The organism is Duganella margarita (assembly GCF_009857535.1).
GTDB classification, from domain to species: Bacteria; Pseudomonadota; Gammaproteobacteria; order Burkholderiales; family Burkholderiaceae_D; genus Rugamonas; species Rugamonas margarita.
The window spans coordinates 26,688-40,312 of record NZ_WWCS01000011.1 but is presented as its reverse complement, the minus strand read 5'-3'; the positions used below and the strand labels follow the sequence as shown (position 1 = coordinate 40,312).

The following is a 13,625-nucleotide window of genomic DNA, read 5'->3' as shown; positions in this document are numbered from 1 at the left end:
GCTAGCGGCATCCGCGCACACTCGACCTCTGCCCACCAATGGAGGTCGACATGGCTAAACGTAAATCCAACGGCGGCGCGCTGGACGGCGCCGGTTCCATCCTGAGCACAGTCGCCGGACCGGCCGCGCCGCCCCATCCATCGCGCCTGGGACCACCCAATCCGATCGCCGACCAGCTGCTGGAAAAGGTCACCGGCGACGAGAAGCTGGCCGCCGAGATGCCTTTCAATCCCACCAAGCCGCTGGAGTATGGCGACGCGGCCTACACGCCGCACGCCGGCGCCACCCACGCGCCGCCGACGCCCATCGCCACCGCCAGCACCAGTACCGAAATCGTCGGCTCGGAGAAGGTCGGCGACGGCCAGCCGGACATCGGCGACAACGCCATCAACCGCCCGCTGGACCGGGTGCGGGTCGATGACACCGGCCGCGAGTTGACCACCAACCAGGGCGTGCCCGTGGCCGACAACCAGAACTCGCTGAAGGCCGGCCTGCGCGGGCCGACGCTGATGGAGGACTTCATCCTGCGCGAGAAGATCACCCACTTCGACCATGAGCGCATTCCCGAGCGGGTGGTGCATGCGCGCGGTTCGGCGGCGCACGGCTATTTTGAAAGCTACGAGGATCTGCGCGGCCTCACGCGCGCCGCGCCGTTTGCCGCCGCCGGCAAGCGCACGCCGGTGTTTGTGCGGTTTTCCACCGTCGCCGGCGAACGCGGTTCCGCCGATACGGTGCGCGATGTGCGCGGTTTCGCCGTCAAGTTCTATACCGACGACGGCAACTGGGATCTGGTGGGGAACAATATCCCGGTGTTCTTCATCCAGGATGCGATGAAGTTCCCGGACCTGATCCATTCCGTCAAGCCGGAGCCGCACAACGGCATGCCGCAGGCGGCCAGCGCGCACGACACGTTCTGGGACTTCGCCTCGCTCAGCCCCGAGATCGCGCACATGCTGCTGTGGCATACGTCGGATCGCGCCATCCCGCGCAGTTACCGCATGATGCAGGGCTTCGGCGTACACACCTTCCGGCTGGTGAACGACAAGGGGGAGTCGGTGTTCTGCAAATTCCACTGGACGCCGCTGGCTGGCACGCATTCGCTGGTGTGGGACGAGGCGGCGCGGCTGGCGGGCGCCGACCCGGACTACCATCGCCGCGATCTGTGGGAGGCGATCGACAGCGGCCAGTTCCCGGAGTATGAGTTGGGACTACAGATCTTCACCGAAGAACAGGCGGCGCAGTTCCCCTTCGATATTCTTGACCCGACCAAGATCGTGCCGGAGGAGATGGTGGCGGTGCGCCCGGTCGGCAAGCTGGTACTGGACCGCAATCCGGACAACTTCTTCGCCGAGACCGAACAGGTGGCGTTCTGCGCGGCGCATGTGGTGCCCGGCATCGACTTCACCAACGATCCGCTGCTGCAAGGGCGGATTCATTCCTACATCGATACCCAGATCAGCCGTCTGGGCGGCGCCAACTTCCACGAGATCCCGATCAACACGCCGGTGGCGCAGATTCATAACAACCAGCGCGATGGCATCCACCGCCAGCAGATCAACCGTGGGCGGGTCAGTTACGAGCCGAATTCGCTGGCCGGCGGCTGTCCGTTCCAGGCCGGCGCGCGCGGCTTTGTCAGCGTGCCTGAAGTATCGCAGGGCAGGGAAGTACGCGGCAAGCCGGAGCTGTTTGCCGATCACTATTCGCAGGCGCGTCTGTTCTGGATCAGCCAGAGCGTGACCGAGCAGCGGCACATCATCAACGCGTTCCGCTTCGAGTTGACGCGGGTGCATACGCCGGCCGTGCGCAGGCGCGTGCTGGCACTGCTGGCCAATATCGACGCGGCGCTGGTGGCGGGCGTGGCGGACGGCTTGGGCATGGAGGTGCCGCCGCCGCTGCCGCTGGCCACCGACCGGCCGCAGTATGATTATCCGGCGTCGCCATCGCTGTCGCTGTTTGCGCGGCCGGGCAATACCGGTATCCGCACGCGGCGTGTGGCGCTGCTGGTGGGGCCTGGCGTGGATGGGGCGCAGACACGCAAGCTGTATGCGGCGCTGCTGGACCAGGGCGCTGTGCCGCGTCTGGTGGGCCAGAAGATTGGCGCGCTGGCGTCGTACACCGATGCGCCGCTGGACGTGGAAATCAGTGTCGAGACCGGGCCGTCGGTGCTGTGGGATGGCGTGATCATTCCGGACTGCGCCGATGCGCGCGACGCCTTGAGCCGCGACGCCAATGTGCTGGAGTTTGTGAAGCTGCAGTACCGGCACGGCAAGCCGCTACTGGCGTTGGGCAGCGGCGCCGAGCTGCTGAAGGCGGCCAGGATTCCGCGCAAGCTGCCGCATGGGGTGCCGGACCCCGGCGTGATCTTGGTGGAGTCCAGCGAGGCAGCGGAAGGGCTGAACAGCTTTGTGTCAGTGCTGGCGCAGCAGCGCATCTACGCGCGCGAAACCGATCCCGCGCGCGTCTAGTTTAATACTCGCGGCGATCCGGCTTGATCTCTTGCAGGATCGTCGTCGAGATCTCTTCAATCGACTTGGTGGTGGACGACAGCCAGCGTATCCCTTCGCGCTTCATCATCGCCTCCGCCTCGTTGACCTCATAGCGGCAGTTCTCCAGCGACGCGTATTTGCTGCCCGCGCGCCGCTCATTGCGAATCTCGGACAACCGCTCCGGCGTAATCGTCAGCCCAAAAATCTTGGTCTTGAACTCATACAGCGACGACGGCAGCCGGCCGCGCTCGAAATCATCCGGAATCAGCGGATAATTGGCCGCCTTGATCCCGTACTGCATCGCCAGATACAAGCTGGTTGGCGTCTTGCCCGAGCGCGACACGCCGACCAGGATCACGTCCGCTTCGGCCAGATTCTTGTGCGACTGCCCGTCATCGTGCGCCAGCGAGAAGTTAATCGCTTCGATGCGGTTTTTGTACTCCTCACTGTCCACGATATTGTGCGAGCGGCCAATCGTGTGCGTGGACTTGACGCCTAACTCTTGTTCTAGCGGGGCGACAAATGTCTGGAACATGTCCATATACATGCCCTTGCACTTGCGGATCACATCCGATAGTTCCGTGTGCACCAGTGTCGAGAACACGATGGGCCGATGACCATCGTTTTCAAACGCTTCGTTAATCTTGCGCAGCGCATCGTAGGCCTTGTCCAGCGTATCGATGAACGGCAGCCGCACCTGGCGGAACCGCAATTCGAACTGGGTCAGCACCGAGTGACCGAAGGTTTCTGCGGTAATTCCGGTCCCGTCGGAAACAAAAAAGACGGTGCGGGCGGCGGACGGCAGGGGTTGTCGTTGTTCTTGTGTCATGTAGAGGAGGCTATCGGTATTGTGAATCGTCAATTCGCTTCGCAGGCTGTAGAATGAGCGCCAACAGGATGCATTGTGCGACACGGCCACCAGAATAACAAGAACATGGGTCTGTCGCCCGCCGGAAAGATTTCTATCTCAAAAAGGTGTAATTATGTCCAACGTAGCATTGAAGGAGCAAAACAACGAAGCGGTATACGTTGCCTCGTTTGAACATTTGCGCATGACGGATGTGGAATCCGTCGGCGGCAAAAACGCCTCGCTCGGCGAGATGATCAGCCAATTGGCAGGCGCCGGCGTGCGCGTGCCAGGCGGCTTTGCGACCACCGCGCAAGCCTTCCGCGACTTTCTGTCGCACAGCGTGGATGGCGGCAAATCGCTGGCCGACCGCATCGCCGATCGCCTGGCCGATCTGAACATCGACGACGTCCGTTCGCTCGCGCAGGCCGGCGCCGAGATCCGTCAGTGGATCATCGAGACGCCGTTCCAGCCGCGCCTGGAACAAGAAATTCATGCCTACTACGCACAACTGGTGGCCGATTCGTCGACCGAAATGTCGTTCGCGGTGCGCTCGTCGGCGACTGCCGAAGACTTGCCGGACGCTTCGTTCGCCGGTCAGCAGGAGACCTTCCTCAACGTGGTCGGCATTGAAAATGTGCTGGACGCGATGAAACACGTCTTCGCGTCGCTGTATAACGACCGCGCGATCTCGTACCGCGTGCACAAAGGCTTCACCCACGCCGAAGTGGCGCTGTCGGCCGGCGTGCAGCGCATGGTGCGCTCGGACCTGGGCGCCGCTGGCGTCATGTTCACCATCGACACCGAGTCCGGCTTCAAGGACGTGGTGTTCGTCACCTCCAGCTATGGCCTGGGCGAGACGGTGGTGCAGGGCGCGGTCAACCCGGACGAATTCTACGTCCACAAACCGATGCTGGAAAAAGGCAAATCGCCGGTCATCCGCCGCAACATCGGCTCCAAGCTGCTGAAGATGGAATTCACTGCGGAAGCCAAGGCTGGCCGCTCGGTGAAGACCGTTGACGTGCCGGTGGAACTGCGCAACCGCTATTCGCTGAACGACGAAGAAGTGGTGGAGCTGGCCAAGTACGCCGTCATCATCGAGAACCACTACGGCCGTCCGATGGACATCGAGTGGGGCAAGGATGGCCGCGACGGTAAGCTGTACATCCTGCAGGCGCGACCTGAAACCGTGAAGTCGCAGCAGAAGGCGACCGACGTGCAGCAGCGCTTCAAACTGAAATCGAGCGGCACGGTGCTGGCCTCCGGCCGCGCGATTGGCCAGAAGATCGGCGCCGGTCCGGTGCGCGTGATTCACGACCCGGCCGACATGGAACGCGTGCAGCCAGGCGACGTGCTGGTAGCCGACATGACCGACCCTAACTGGGAACCGGTGATGAAACGCGCTTCCGCCATCGTCACCAACCGTGGCGGCCGTACCTGCCACGCGGCGATCATCGCGCGTGAGCTGGGCGTGCCTGCGGTGGTAGGCTGCGGCGACGCGACCGAAGTGCTGAAGGACGGCACTTTCGTCACCGTGTCCTGCGCTGAAGGCGACGAAGGCAAGATCTACGACGGCCTGCTGGAAACCGAAATCTCGGAAGTGGCGCGCGGCGAACTGCCCAAGCTGCCGACCAAGATCATGCTCAACGTCGGCAACCCGCAGCTGGCCTTCGACTTCCAGTCGGTGCCGAATGCCGGTGTCGGCCTGGCGCGCCTGGAGTTCATCATCAATAACAATATTGGTGTCCACCCTAAAGCGATCCTGGAATATCCGAACATCGATGCGGACCTGAAGAAGGCCGTGGAGTCGGTCGCGCGCGGCCACGCTTCGCCGAAAGCCTTCTACGTCGACAAGCTGGCCGAAGGCATCGCCACCATCGCCGCCGCGTTCTGGCCGAAACCAGTCATCGTGCGCCTGTCGGACTTCAAGTCCAACGAGTACAAGAAACTGATCGGCGGTTCGCGCTACGAGCCGGATGAAGAAAATCCGATGCTGGGCTTCCGCGGCGCGGCGCGCTACCTGGCGGCCGATTTCGCCGGCGCCTTCGAAATGGAATGCGCGGCGATGAAGCGCGTGCGTAACGACATGGGCCTGACCAATGTCGAGATCATGGTGCCGTTCGTGCGTACGCTGGGCCAGGCTGAAAAAGTTGTAGACCTGCTGGGCAAGAACGGCCTGGTACGCGGCGAGAACGGCCTGCGCCTGATCATGATGTGCGAAGTGCCATCCAACGCGATCCTGGCGGAGCGCTTCCTGGAGCACTTCGACGGCTTCTCGATCGGGTCCAACGACCTGACCCAGCTGACGCTGGGCCTGGACCGCGATTCCGGCATGGCGCTGCTGGCGGCCGACTTCGACGAGCGCGACGACGCCGTCAAGGCGCTGCTGTCGCAGGCGATCCAGGCTTGCCGCAAGCAGGGCAAGTACATTGGCATCTGCGGCCAGGGGCCATCGGATCATCCGGACTTTGCCGCCTGGCTGATGGAGCAGGGCATCGAATCGATGTCGCTGAATCCGGACTCTGTGATCGACACCTGGCAGAAACTGGCGTCGCTGCAGAAGTAGTTGACGTTAACGGAAAATGGTATAGACTGGAGTTATCGAATTAAGTAGCAAAAAACTCTATCAATACCATCTGTCCAGCAGCAAAAACCCTCGCGGCCCCTCTCGGGAAGCGGGGGTTTTTGCATTTTGAAAGGAGATCATGATGACTGACTGGAGCTACTGGCTGGCGGCTGCCGGCGTGACGGTGATACTGGAACTTTTCAGCGGCACCTTTTATTTATTGATGATTGCCATCGGCCTGATGGCCGGCGCCGTCGCTGCGTTCCTCGGCCTGGGCGAGGCGCTGTCGCTGCTGATTGCGGCGGTGGTTGGCGTGGCGGCCACCTTCGTGCTGCGCCGCAGCCGCTACGGCAAGCAGCAGCAACGCGTGCAGGCCGAGCGCGACCCCAACGTCAATCTCGACATCGGTCAAACCGTCAATGTGCCAGCGTGGCAGGATGGCGCAGCGCGCGTCATGTACCGCGGCGCCTTGTGGGATGTCGAGCTGGATACCAGCGTAGCGCCCGGCAGCACTGCCGCACCTGGGCAGTACACGATACGCGAAGTACGCGGCAGCCGCCTGATAGTGGCGGCTTAAGATTAACTCACGGAGAAATTCATGGACATCAGTATTGGCAATGTCACCTTCATTCTGTTTATTCTGGCTTTGGTGTTTGTTTTTAAAACCATCAACGTGGTGCCGCAGCAGCACGCGTGGGTGGTGGAGCGTCTCGGCAAATACCACGCCACGCTGGGGCCAGGCCTCAACATCGTGATTCCGTTTGTCGACCGCATCGCCTACAAGCATGTGCTGAAGGAGATCCCGCTCGACGTGCCGCCGCAGGTCTGCATCACCAGGGACAACACGCAGTTGCAGGTGGACGGCATCCTGTATTTCCAGATTACTGATGCGATGCGCGCCTCGTACGGCTCGTCCAACTACATCGCCGCGATTACCCAGCTGGCGCAAACCACGCTGCGCTCCGTCATCGGCCGCATGGAGCTGGACAAGACGTTTGAAGAGCGTGACCACATCAACACCGCGATTGTGAATGCGATTGATGAATCGGCCGCCAACTGGGGCGTGAAAGTGCTGCGCTACGAGATCAAGGACCTGACGCCGCCGAAGGAAATCCTGCATGCGATGCAGGCGCAGATTACCGCCGAGCGCGAGAAGCGCGCACTGATCGCGGCGTCGGAAGGCCGCAAGCAGGAGCAGATCAACATCGCCAGCGGTGAGCGCGAAGCGCAGATCGCCCGTTCGGAAGGCGACAAGCAGGCCGCCATCAACCGCGCGCAAGGTCAGGCGGCGGCGATCATCGCGCTGGCGGAAGCCAATGCCAACGCGCTGCGCCAGGTCGGCGCCGCGATCCGCGAGCCGGGCGGCGAGGATGCGGTCAACCTCAAGGTGGCGGAACAATACGTCGGCGCCTTCGGCCAGCTTGCCAAGACCAATAATTCGATTATCATACCGGCCAATCTGGGCGATATGAGCGGCCTGATCGCCACTGCCATGCAGGTGGTGAAGACGCAAAAAGACGCGCCGCTCGTCAAGCCCGCCAAAGCATAAGGAGCAGGTATGGGTACATGGGCGGTAGACGCATTCGGCAATGATTACGCGCAGGACTGGGCGCAGGACTTGCACGAAACGAGCAATCTGGATGCGGTGGCGGACACCCTCGACACGGCGCTGGACACGCAGGGGGAACTGGATGCGCCGTTCGCCGCCGAAGCGCTGGTGGCGATCGAAGTGCTGGCACGACTGCAAGGCAAGGGCGGACCACGCAGCGACGACAGCGCCTCGGTAGACGAGTGGGTCGAGGCTCGCAAGCCCAAAGCCAAGCCGCGCGCCGACCTGGCCGAGAAAGCGGTGCGCGCGCTCGACCGCATCCTGTCGGACGAGTCCGAACTGCGCGCGCTGTGGAAAGAAAGCGAGCATTACGCCGAGTGGCTCGCCTCGGTCGCAGACCTGCGCGCGCGCCTCTAGAACCCGCACTTAAAACGCATAACTGGCGCCCATGCTCCAGGCCTTGGCTGGATGGATCGGATAGCCATAGTAGCGCAGGCCGTCGTCCGGACTGTGTTCGCGCGCCAGTTGCACTGTCCAGTTGCCGAACGGAACGGCCACGCCCAGCTTGAGGTCGTAGCGCGAGCGGGCTGGCACGCCGGGCCAGACGCCGTCGCTCAGGTTGTACAGCAGGCCGGCGTGGGCGATCAGGTTGAAGCGCGGATGGACCGGGTAGAACGTGCTGATTTCGGCGTACAACACCTTGGCCCGGAAACCAAAGTAGCGCGGCGCGTAGGACAGCCTGGCGCTGGTGCGTTCGCCGCTGAGGCCGGCATAACATTCGTGGAAATCGTTGGCGTGCGACTGCGTGTAGGCAATCTGGCTGCAGCCCGCATCCCCGCTTAGTGCGCTGGTGAGCCGGAGCGCATAACCCGCGTAGCCTTGCAGCTTGTAGCCGTAGTTGTCGCCTATGTGCATGCCGGCGGCAAAGCCCCCCGCGTACCAGCCACTGGCGCTGTCCAGATTCAGCGTCAGTTGCGGCGAAGGGCTGCTGTCGCCCGGCGTCTGGCCGCGGAAGGTGTAGCCGGATTGCAGCCCGACGCTGCCGCTGACGTCGATCTGGGCGATGGCCGGCGCGGCGGTCAGCGCGGACAGCAGCAGAACGGTGGCGCGTTGCGTCACGGGGCGGCGCCGTGTTGGCTGATTTGGCGGGCGCAACGGAGGTCGCGCACCAGGCGGGCGATGGTGGTGCATGCGTCTATGGTAGCAGCGTGCAGGGCCGCGCCCGATTGCAGTAGGGTGCGCATTTGCGCAGGCGAGCTGTCAGGGCGCAATTCGTCCAGTAGCGCCAGCATGCCGCTGACATGGGCGGCGGCATAAGAACTGCCGCTAACGAAGGCCCAGCGCGCGCCCGGTGCGCTGGTGGGAATATCATTGCCGGGGGCGAGCAGGTGGGGCTCGGCGCTCAGGGCGGGACTGGCGTCGCTGCCGGCACGCGTGGCGCTGCCAGGCTGCGCCAGGGCGATCGTGGCGGCCAGGCTGCGCAGGCCGGCCGTGCCGGAAGACGCGGCGCTGGTGGCCTGTGCCTCCGGCGTCACCGATGCCGCCCCCAACGGGCTGCGCGCTTGTGACGCTACCGCCAGTACGCCGTGGTGGCTGGCCGGGAAGGTGGGGCTGGTGGCGTGCGGGTCAATGGCGCCGACCACGCTGATGCCGCGCTCCAGCGCCACGTCCAGCAGACGGTCCAACAGCCTGTCGGGCGGGCCGGACAGGCTGAGGTTGATGACTTGCGCGCCGTTCAGGATCGCAAAGTTGATGGCCTTGCTGAGCGTGAAGCTATTACATCGGGTGGCCAGGTCGCGCTGCTGCCAGCAGGCACGCAACCCCATCAGCCTGGCCTGCGGCGCGACGCCGATGATGCCGCCGCCGCCGACGCGCGCGGCGATGATGCCAGCCACCGCCGTGCCGTGGTTTTCGGCCGGCGTGGGGCCGGCGTCGACGAAGTTGTTGTTCACGTCCAACTGGCCATGCAGGTCCGGATGACTGGCGTCGATGCCGCTGTCGACCACGGCGACGGTAATCCCGCGTCCGCGCGTGTAGCGGTGCAGTTCGGCCAGGTGCCAGTAGCGCGCGGCCGGCTGGACGCTGTAGAGCGGGTCGCCGCTGGCGTCGGCTTCGGCAGCTCCGCCGGGCTTGGCCGTAGCGGTGACGCCGGCCCTGGCGGTCATGGCGTCACCGTTCTTGGCGTCGGTGGTGCGGCCGGCGCCGGACGATTGCGCCATCCCATCAAAGCGGGCCACCGGTTGCGCCCATTCCACTTGGGGATCGCGGGACAGTTGGGCGATCAGGTGGTCGGCGTCGGTGCTGTCCGGGTAGCGCATGACATAGCAGTCGATGCCCAGGATCGCCATCGGCCAGCCTTCCACCAGCGTCAGGCCGTGCTGGCGGGCCAGGGCTTCGGCGCGGCGCTGGCGGGCGCTGCGGCTGTTGTCGTCGATGTAGCGGCCGCCGTAGGTGGCGTCGGGCCGGTAGTGCGTGGCGGGCAGGCGCAGCATCACCAGCAGTTGATGGTCGTCGCCGTAGTCGTCTGCGCCGGTGCTGACGACCGCTTCGGTGGTGGGCAGGTCGCTGTCCGGCCGCGCGATGGCCGGCATGGCGCTGAAAGTGAGCGCGGCGCAGACGGTCAGGATGCGCAGCAGCTTCACGGTGCGGTGTCTCCATCCAGCGGCTCGGCCAGCTTGACGGCGGCGTTGGCGCGCAGCGCCTGCAAAATTTGCGCGTGACGGTCGGTGGGCACGTTCAGCAGCCAGGCGTCGGTGACGGTCGGGCCGTCGACGATGCGGGCGTTTTGCGCTTGCAGAATGTGGCGCAGTTCGCGTTCGCTGGTGGCAGGCTGGAACACGACCACCATGTTGCCGCCGGCGGCGGCACCGGCGCCCAGCACGCGGTAGGCGGGTGTTTCGTCGGGGCGCAGCAGCAGGGCGCCCAGGGCGACGATCACCAGCCACTGCGCTGCCACCGCCCAGCGCAGCCAGGAAGACTGGTTGGCGGCCTTGACGCCCCACCATGAGATACGGCGCGGCGCGGTGACGTGTGTTTCCACCGCGCTGCCAGCAGCAGCGGCATCCCAATCTGCTGGTTTAGCTGCCGCGCGGCGCGGATTAGCCGGCGCGGCATCGGCGTCAGTTGCATCGTGGGCGGAGGTCGGCGTGGCGGGGCGCTCTTGCGGACCCAGCGCCGGCATCAACGCGGCGAACGCGCGCTCGATGTCGACGCCGGCCGGCAGACTGCCTGCCTCGGCGGCGGCCTCTGCACGCATGCCGTGTTCCCATTCCAGCTCATGGCGGCACTGCGCGCAGCCTTGAAGGTGCTCGTGCACGCGCCGCGTTTCGTCCGGCGACAGCTGCGCCGACGCATACCACGGCAGCAGCTCCTGCACCGCCTGGTGCACCGGGATATCCAGTCTGAACACGCGCCCGCTCATTGGCTGTTCTCTCTTTCGTTCCACAACAAATCCTTCAATCGGTGCCGCGCATGAAACATGCGGGTCTTGACCGTGTTCAACGGGCATTCGACAATCTCGGCGATGTCGGCATACGCCATATCGTGATAATAAGTCAGCACCATCACCGCCCGTTGCGCCGCTGGCAGCGCGTCGAGCGCGTCGGCCACGCTCTGCTGCAATTGCTGACGGCTCAGCACTTGTTCCGGCTGGTGATCGCCCTCATCTTCGTACAAGGAGGCGTCCGACTCGACCGGGTCATCGGTCAGCTTCAAACCCTTCAGCGTCTTGCGGTAGGCAATCGCGAAAATCCAGGTGGAGGGCTTGCAGCTGCCGTCAAAGCTGGCGGCTTTTTGCCAAACGACCAACATGGTGTCATTGACCACTTCCTCGATCAGCGCCGGATTGCGCGCCATGCGGCCGGCAAAACGCGACAGGCGCGGAAAATACGCACGATACAGCGTCTCGAAGGCGTGCCTGTCCCCAGCGGCGATCCTGCCCAGCAGTAGTGCGTCATCTGAATCCAAGGCCATCCACTTTCTCCATTTGCACGGTTAATACCTTGCCGGACGCAAATGGTTCTACAAATCGGGAAATAATTTTTAGGCTACCATGCGCATATGAACCTGAACCAGCAAATCGACCATTTGAGCACTTTCCTGCAGCGCCACGAGCGCGTGCTGGTGCTGACCGGCGCCGGCCTGAGCACGGCGTCCGGCATTCCCGACTACCGCGACAAGGACGGCGTGCGGCGCGGCCGCAGTCCGATCCAGGGGCCGGATTTCCGCAAATCCGAGGCCGTGCGGCGCCGTTACTGGGCCCGCAGCATGGCCGGCTACCCGACCCTGGCCGGCGCCGCGCCGAATGCCGGCCACCATGCGCTGGCGGCGCTGGAGCGGGCGGGCCGCATCCATGGCATCATCACGCAAAACGTCGACGGGCTGCACACGGCTGCCGGCAGCCGCAAGCTGATCGAGCTGCATGGCAACATCCATGGCGTGCTGTGCCTGGATTGCCGCGCGGTCCATCCGCGCGCCGAGATCCAGGATTGGCTGGCGCAGGCCAACCCGTCGCTGGTGCCGACCGGGCCGGCCGGCGAGGTGGTGCCGGAAGCCCGTCCGGATGGCGATGCGGAAGTCGAACTGGACGAATTCCAGGATTTCCGGCTGCCGACCTGCGCGGCCTGCGGCGGAGTCTTGCAGCCGGATGTGATCTTCTTCGGCGATAACATTCCGCCACAGCGCACCGCCGACGCCCTGCAATGGGCCGACGAGGCCGATGCCGTGCTGGTGGTCGGTTCGTCGCTGATGGTGTTTTCCGGCTACCGCTTCGCCAAGCTGGCGGCGCAAAGCAACAAGCCGATCGCGGCCATCAACCTGGGCAAAACCCGGGCGGATGACCTGATCGGCTTGAAAGTGGAGGCGTCGGCAGTGGAGATCCTGCCGAGGTTGCTTTAACCTTCGTTTAGTTCCGCTGCAGCATCGAGCGGACGATGGCTTCCTTGGCCAGCACGTAATCGGTCCCGGCCAGCACGAAGTTGGTGTTCGGCTGGATCACTTTGATGTTAATGAACACCATGTCGCTGGTTTCCGCATACGAGCCGACCACGATGGCCTGAGCGTTGTGGCTGGTGGCCACTTCGCCGATTTCGCGCGTCAGCATCAATTCGCCCTGGTTGCGCTTCAGGTAGACGCTGTTGCGCAGCTTCATCTCCAGCATGCTCAGGCCGCCTTGCGCCATGCGGGTCGACACCTGTTCCGACACCAGCCGGCCCAGCGTGGTGGTCTGGTCCAGCGCATCGATGTTGACCATGGTGGCGACGATCAGCGGCTTGTCGGCCACCAGCTTGCCGCTCAGTTGCTGCAACAGCGCGTCGGCCGCCTTGTAGTTGGCGTTGATGAACTGGTTGGACGAAATGGTGGAGTAGTTGCCTTCTTCGCTTTTCGGCGTCGAGGAACAGGCCGCCAGGAGCAGCGGCAGGGCCAGCACGCCCGCGCGCGCCAAGGATTTCGTCAGCATCAAATATCTCCACGCACCTGGAAGGTACGGGTCAGTTTAGGTTCTTCGGGCTTGGGATCGACGATGCCGTACAGGATACGGTCGCTGTCGGCCACGTAATAGGCGGAGGTGTTGCGCGCGAGGTAGCGGTATTGGTCGGACACGGAGACGGTGACGATGATCTCGGTCTTGGGCGTGTCGCCCGGCGCAAACTGGGCGTTGAACCAGTCGTGCGCATCCAGCGCGCCGACCGCCACCGCGACATTGGCCACGACCGGCGCTTCGATCTCGCTCAGCAGCCAGACGCCGCTGCCGAGGACGGCGCGTTCGCCGTGATAGCGGTATTGCGGACGGTTGGCGCTGAAGGTGACCGCCTGCACGTCCAGATCGATCTTCAGCGAGCCGGCCGGCGTGCGCGACACCACGTAGCCGTCATTCACCAGCGAAGTGGTCAGCTGGGTCGCCAGCGCGCGCTGGAACGCTGACGGGTCTTTCGGTTCATTGATGAAGACCGGGCGTGGCGGACTTTTGCGAAGCTCCATCACCACGCGCTTCTCGATGCTGTCGGTCACCACGCCCCAGTGGTAGGCGGCTTGCAGCTTGGCTTGCTTGGTGGTGGGGAAGTTGGCGGCCAGCGGCGTGGGCGTGTAGCGCGACGCGCATCCCGCCAGCAGCGTTAGCCCGGCTGCCAGAGCCATTGCAGTTTTCAGCGCCATGATAGCCTCGTCCTCAAAAGTCCA

General features: G+C 64.1%; 13 protein-coding genes. 6 read left to right on the top strand and 7 right to left on the bottom strand.

All coding sequences use genetic code 11. The annotated features are described in order from the left end of the window. Nucleotides 1-50 precede the first annotated feature (50 nt). Nucleotides 51-2,465, top strand: coding sequence for a catalase (locus GTP55_RS17430; protein WP_161046138.1), 2,415 nt, complete (start codon nucleotides 51-53; stop codon nucleotides 2,463-2,465). Between the two features lies 1 nt (nucleotide 2,466). Here GTP55_RS17430 and ppsR read toward each other — a convergent pair whose 3' ends face one another. Further along, nucleotides 2,467-3,315, bottom strand: coding sequence for a posphoenolpyruvate synthetase regulatory kinase/phosphorylase PpsR (ppsR, locus tag GTP55_RS17425; RefSeq protein ID WP_161046272.1), 849 nt, complete (start codon nucleotides 3,313-3,315; stop codon nucleotides 2,467-2,469). A gap of 154 nt (nucleotides 3,316-3,469) precedes the next feature. Here ppsR and ppsA point away from each other — a divergent pair, with 154 nt between their 5' ends. The 4 genes from ppsA to GTP55_RS17405 all read left to right on the top strand — a co-directional run bounded on the left by ppsA (nucleotide 3,470) and on the right by GTP55_RS17405 (nucleotide 7,865). Next, nucleotides 3,470-5,899, top strand: a complete 2,430-nt coding sequence (gene ppsA, locus GTP55_RS17420) for a phosphoenolpyruvate synthase (protein ID WP_161046137.1) — start codon at nucleotides 3,470-3,472, stop codon at nucleotides 5,897-5,899. Between the two features lie 142 nt (nucleotides 5,900-6,041). Beyond that, nucleotides 6,042-6,476: an NfeD family protein gene (locus GTP55_RS17415; RefSeq protein WP_161046271.1), complete on the top strand. Its 435-nt coding sequence runs from the start codon at nucleotides 6,042-6,044 to the stop codon at nucleotides 6,474-6,476. A 21-nt stretch (nucleotides 6,477-6,497) separates the two neighbouring features. Beyond that, on the top strand, nucleotides 6,498-7,448 hold the full coding sequence (locus tag GTP55_RS17410) for an SPFH domain-containing protein (protein WP_161046136.1): 951 nt from the start codon (nucleotides 6,498-6,500) through the stop codon (nucleotides 7,446-7,448). Nucleotides 7,449-7,457: 9 nt separating this feature from the next. Continuing rightward, nucleotides 7,458-7,865 carry a DUF4259 domain-containing protein gene (locus tag GTP55_RS17405; protein WP_161046135.1) on the top strand — a complete coding sequence of 136 codons (408 nt, stop codon included), beginning with the start codon at nucleotides 7,458-7,460 and terminating at the stop codon, nucleotides 7,863-7,865. 9 nt (nucleotides 7,866-7,874) lie between these two features. Here GTP55_RS17405 and GTP55_RS17400 read toward each other — a convergent pair whose 3' ends face one another. The 4 genes from GTP55_RS17400 to GTP55_RS17385 are packed head-to-tail and all read right to left on the bottom strand — an operon-like array spanning nucleotide 7,875 to nucleotide 11,420. Continuing rightward, complete coding sequence (locus GTP55_RS17400; protein WP_371868376.1) at nucleotides 7,875-8,567, bottom strand: TorF family putative porin; 693 nt, start codon at nucleotides 8,565-8,567, stop codon at nucleotides 7,875-7,877. Next, nucleotides 8,564-10,090 (bottom strand): S8 family peptidase, encoded by a 1,527-nt coding sequence (locus tag GTP55_RS17395; protein WP_371868375.1) that lies wholly within the window; start codon nucleotides 10,088-10,090, stop codon nucleotides 8,564-8,566. Before GTP55_RS17395 ends, GTP55_RS17400 begins: the two co-directional genes overlap by 4 nt. Further along, nucleotides 10,087-10,857: a zf-HC2 domain-containing protein gene (locus tag GTP55_RS17390; RefSeq protein WP_371868374.1), complete on the bottom strand. Its 771-nt coding sequence runs from the start codon at nucleotides 10,855-10,857 to the stop codon at nucleotides 10,087-10,089. The genes GTP55_RS17395 and GTP55_RS17390 overlap by 4 nt, the downstream gene beginning before the upstream one ends. Nucleotides 10,858-10,865: 8 nt before the next feature. Beyond that, complete coding sequence (locus tag GTP55_RS17385) at nucleotides 10,866-11,420, bottom strand: RNA polymerase sigma factor (RefSeq protein WP_161046132.1); 555 nt, start codon at nucleotides 11,418-11,420, stop codon at nucleotides 10,866-10,868. Nucleotides 11,421-11,507: 87 nt separating this feature from the next. On the opposite strand from GTP55_RS17385, the gene GTP55_RS17380 reads away from it, so the two are divergent. Continuing rightward, nucleotides 11,508-12,344, top strand: coding sequence for an NAD-dependent protein deacetylase (locus GTP55_RS17380; protein WP_161046131.1), 837 nt, complete (start codon nucleotides 11,508-11,510; stop codon nucleotides 12,342-12,344). Nucleotides 12,345-12,351: 7 nt separating this feature from the next. Here the strand turns inward: GTP55_RS17380 and GTP55_RS17375 are convergent, their stop codons facing one another. Next, nucleotides 12,352-12,906 carry a FlgO family outer membrane protein gene (locus tag GTP55_RS17375; RefSeq protein ID WP_161046130.1) on the bottom strand — a complete coding sequence of 185 codons (555 nt, stop codon included), beginning with the start codon at nucleotides 12,904-12,906 and terminating at the stop codon, nucleotides 12,352-12,354. Beyond that, nucleotides 12,906-13,601, bottom strand: a complete 696-nt coding sequence (locus GTP55_RS17370; RefSeq protein WP_161046129.1) for a hypothetical protein — start codon at nucleotides 13,599-13,601, stop codon at nucleotides 12,906-12,908. Before GTP55_RS17370 ends, GTP55_RS17375 begins: the two co-directional genes overlap by 1 nt. Between the last annotated feature and the right edge of the window lie 24 nt (nucleotides 13,602-13,625).